This is a genomic window from Alkalibacillus haloalkaliphilus C5, assembly GCF_000269905.1.
Lineage (GTDB): Bacteria > Bacillota > Bacilli > Bacillales > Alkalibacillaceae > Alkalibacillus > Alkalibacillus haloalkaliphilus_A.
The window spans coordinates 1-3,882 of the sequence record NZ_AKIF01000207.1 but is presented as its reverse complement, the minus strand read 5'-3'; the positions used below and the strand labels follow the sequence as shown (position 1 = coordinate 3,882).

General features: G+C 30.7%; 4 protein-coding genes. All 4 read left to right on the top strand.

The window, feature by feature from the left end; all coding sequences use genetic code 11:
* Positions 1–405: 405 nt before the first annotated feature.
* Positions 406–1,287 (top strand): DUF2971 domain-containing protein, encoded by an 882-nt coding sequence (locus A194_RS0115340; RefSeq protein ID WP_017187679.1) that lies wholly within the window; start codon positions 406–408, stop codon positions 1,285–1,287.
* 235 nt (positions 1,288–1,522) lie between these two features.
* Entirely contained in the window at positions 1,523–2,722 is a 1,200-nt protein-coding gene (locus A194_RS0115335; RefSeq protein WP_017187678.1) for a GmrSD restriction endonuclease domain-containing protein, read from the top strand.
* 221 nt (positions 2,723–2,943) lie between these two features.
* Complete coding sequence (locus A194_RS21060; protein WP_017187677.1) at positions 2,944–3,069, top strand: hypothetical protein; 126 nt, start codon at positions 2,944–2,946, stop codon at positions 3,067–3,069.
* Between the two features lie 483 nt (positions 3,070–3,552).
* Positions 3,553–3,882, top strand: a 330-nt coding sequence (locus A194_RS0115325; RefSeq protein WP_237718784.1) for a hypothetical protein, incomplete at its 3' end; no start/stop codon positions are given.

The following is a 3,882-nucleotide window of genomic DNA, read 5'->3' as shown; positions in this document are numbered from 1 at the left end:
TTAGATACATTACTTACATGCGATACGATTTCAGATGCCAGAGACCTTACGAAGAAAAGAATGGAGTAGATTACTTTTTGGATAAAGAATTAATTGTGCCTTAAAAGGATACACAATTCTACTACAATACTATTGCAGTAGAATTAGACCCATCTTATGTTTATTTAGAAACTTATTCTAAACATACAGGTTATACTCAATCTTTTCCGATTGAGTATTTACTTAATTCAAAGGAAAAAATAGAATCCATGTTTGTTCTGTAGCCAACATTATCTAAAAATCACACAGTTTGTTCAGTAATGAATAGAGATAGGGTTGTTAATTGATGTAATTATGAGAAAAAAGATTATATATTAAGAGTAGAATTTTAGTGTTCAAAAGTTGGGCACATTGTGGAGGTACGTTATGAATATAAAAGACCAAAAATATATTAATGAAAATCCAATTGATTATGTCAAAATTTTAAAAGCCCTAGATAGATTTCCTCAAGATGTATTTAATACAATCTATAAAATTATTAAATTATATGTACCAGATGAAATTTTTAAGTATTATTCCTTAACTGATAACGAGAACCTTAATAATCTGAAGTTTTCGACATTAGAAAATAGAGAAATACATTTGTCGAATGCTAGGGATTTTAATGATCCTTTTGACAATCGTTCCTATTATTTTGACGTTGAAAGATTGAAAAAGTATAAGTTTGGTTATTTTTTTGGTGAAGGATTTGTAAAGGAAAACATAAATAAAACAAGATTAGCCTCCTTTTCAAAGTCAGGAGTGAATAATTTACCGATGTGGGCGCACTACTCCAATAATCACCAAGGTTATTGTGTCAGCTACTCAACTGATTTAGCAAAAAACCCTGAGCTTTCACCGTCACTTTTTCCTGTTCAATATTTAGAGAAGCGAATAGATGTTACTACGTATTTTATAGGATTTTTGAGGAGTATAGAGGAAAATTATGAACAAGCGATAAAAGAAAAACAAGATAAAATTTTAATTGATAATTTAATGTTGTTATGGGTGCTTATTTTGTCCTGTTATATTAAGGAGGAAAAATGGGAATACGAACAAGAATTTAGGGTTATGAAACCTACTAATGTTTCTAGACCGGAATACATGAAAGCAAATCCATCAGCAATTTATATAGGTGATAAATGTAAAGATGAACACATTTTTCGATTGGTTAATATTGCTTTTACACTTAATATTCCCGTTTACAAAATGGAAATGAATTTAACTTCTTTCGACTTTCAATTAGTACCAAAACAAATATATATATGAATTGAGTATGAGTGGGAAAGGTCAAAATGTACGAAAATGACTATTTTATTACATATGAACTCTTGATAAATTTAACCACTTTTTATAAACGAAAAATAAAAGCAGCTTTAATTTTTGTTGTAAAAATAAACAAATAACCACAGCTGCTGTTAAAAAAAGCGCCAGAAAACATTGACGCCTTTTTTATATTTGGGTATTATTTAAATATACTTAAAAAACAAAGGGATGTGGTTTTTTGAAAAAAAGTGTTTTGGATTTATACAAAAAGGCAGCTTTTGATCCTAGTAAAGAAAGAAAAGATATGACGTTACAGTTATTGTGTGACGACATTGAAAAAGGTAAAATGGTTCTTCCGATTTACCAAACATATATTCGTTGGACTCAATCTAAAATGGTAGATTTGTTTAATTATCAACTACTTGGTAAATCCCCTGTAGCTCCCGTCTCTATTAATTTTATTGATGATCCTGAACAAGTTATTGAACAAATTGGATTTTTGGACAGAAAAGTACTTGACAAGGAAAATTTATTAGGCAAGCATTCAGTAGTTGATGGACAACAGAGGCTTTCCACGAACTTTAAAGCTTATATTGATCATAAGGATGTTGGAGATATTGTACTTGATTTACGTAAAGGGAAATTCATTTCTCTTCCAAATAACGATACAATTAAAGAACATCAAATACCTGTTGGGAAACTTTACAACAAAGATCAGACTAAATATTTAGAATACGTGAACAACAATGAGTTTTTAAAAGGAGATAATATAAAAGACTTATTGAACACGATTCGAAAGAAGCACCAGCAATACTACTATGTGGTTAACTTTGCTACTAATTTATCTAAAACAGAGCAAATGGAATGGTTTGAAGTCTTAAACCTTGCTGGGAGTCGTGTTACAGAGGATATGGTCTTTTTAACAGATTTATTGGTCAAAGGCATTGACTTTTATACAGATTATGTGAATCCATTTATTAAAAAGCTAGAAAGTAAGGACTTGGAACACTTAATGCCTAAAAAGTCCGCTGAAGTATCGATTCCTTTAGCTACTTTGAACGCTGCATATTTCAAAGTTACTGGTGGCAAGAAAAAAGGAAATTTCAGTCCAATCCCTTCTGATACAAAGGCTAAAGCTATTGGTCGTTGTGAGGTAGGGGAAATTAAAGAGATGATATCAATAACTCTAAAGGCACTGAATGATATTTTAGAATTTATGAGCAAAAAGAATCGTTTGGGAGGAATTGAAAGGGTTGATATACTAACCTACTTGATTGGTTTGACTGTCGATAAAGAAATTGATTATAACGATTTATCATCCGAACAAAGTCACTATTTAACTGAGTTTATTGACACTGCCGACTTTGTTAACAATTCAAATACCACGCGTAGAGAAAAGTACAGTAAATTGCTAGAGAATTATCCTTTAAATGAATAAAAATAAAGATCATCGAACCCATAGAAGCTAGTCTATGAATGATAATAGATTAATTAGAAAAAGCATTGGAAGGTAAATCCCAATGCTTTTTTTTTCTCATAGTACAGTGGACAAGAATTTGAAGTTCCTCACCCTAGACATAATCCAAACACTATTCTAACAGTCTACCATATGAACAATCATCTGAAAACGAAGACAGTTATTAGATGAAGAGGAAACAAATGAAGAAGAAATCAGCTATAATGGTATCATCAAAAGAAGTTCAATCTTCTCAAGATGATACAACAGAGGAACAAGAAGAGACAGAGGAGGAAGAGCAACAGGAAGATACAAACGAGGAATCGTAATCTGGTGATAATACGTGATCATCAACAAATGAAACATCCAACCTTCATATAATAAGGGTAAGAAGGCTATCTTCGATTGAATCAACTTACGATCTTGATCACCATGCTTTTTTCTTTTTTCAATAATGTCGTCCCTGTAAAGTTAAGGCAGGAGGCGTTGGGGAACAACTTCTTAACATAATGCTAAATTTAACTCCTAAATACAATTTAAAAATTACTTGGGTCTATAGCGCTATTACATTGCATTTTTTAATGTTTTATATAGGTATAGTATCGTGTATAAGTTTTTTTATTATTTTATTTTTTGCAAAACTTTAACTTGATTGTTTCTAACATGTTTGTTTTATATTAGCTTTATTTATTTGTAATTACATTTATGTTATGATGAAAAAATAGAGATATAAAAGCAATATAAACGAAATGTAATGCTTATAAAGATGAATGTAGATGAAAGTATTATGTGTTGAAAGGGTGAAACTGAATATGAATTTTAATGTAGAATGGTATTCTCCTAATTTAGGAACTCCGATAGTGTCTATTGCAGAATATGGTATTGTGTTTAATAAAGCTTCTATTGTGGCACTGGGTTCTCCATATGCTATAAAACTTGGTTTTGATAAAGAAAAAAAATGCATAGTTGTTTTAGGTGTGAATGAGAGCGAATATACAGAAGATGCGATTGTATTCAAAGATAAAGAAAAAAGTGGATTTATCAGAATAAATAACAAAGATTTTATTAGATTCATTCTTCGGTACTGTCCTGAGTTGAGGCTGGACAAAGCCAAGAGGTTCCTAAGCATAAAGGAAAGTGAC

Excerpts from the sequence above, each read along its gene's own strand:
- A194_RS21060 (WP_017187677.1), top strand. The coding sequence starts at position 2,944 with ATGAAGAAGAAATCAGCTATAATGGTATCATCAAAAGAAGTTCAATCT.
- A194_RS0115340 (WP_017187679.1), top strand. The coding sequence starts at position 406 with ATGAATATAAAAGACCAAAAATATATTAATGAAAATCCAATTGATTAT.